At 78.1% G+C, this 278-nt stretch carries 1 protein-coding gene; it reads right to left on the bottom strand.

Translation table 11 applies throughout. The features are described from left to right. On the bottom strand, nucleotides 1–278 hold a 278-nt coding region (locus tag ACU18_RS20075), incomplete at both ends, for a hypothetical protein (RefSeq protein WP_231686145.1).

Below are 278 nucleotides of genomic sequence, written 5' to 3'. Positions count from 1 at the left end.
TGGGCGGAACGGACGGAACCGTCCAGGGCCAGGACGACGGCGACAGCAGCCACCGGGGCGATGGCCAGTGCCGCGAACGGCAGCGCCGCCGCGGCATCCTTCGGGAGGGCGGTCCCCAGCAGCGGCCAGCAGAACGCGGCGAGGGCCAGGAGGTTCGCGGCAGCGAGGACCAGCAGTTCGCCAGCGCGGGGGAGCCGGACCCGGCGCGGCCGGGATGCCGCAGCCGCGGCGGATACCCGGGCCGCCGGGGACAGGCCCGCCGAGAACCCTGCCGCCGG

It is taken from the genome of Arthrobacter sp. ZBG10, assembly GCF_001238605.1.
Taxonomy (GTDB): domain Bacteria; phylum Actinomycetota; class Actinomycetes; order Actinomycetales; family Micrococcaceae; genus Arthrobacter.
The sequence above is the reverse complement of the archived record's forward strand: the minus strand, read 5'-3'. Positions and strand labels throughout refer to the sequence as shown.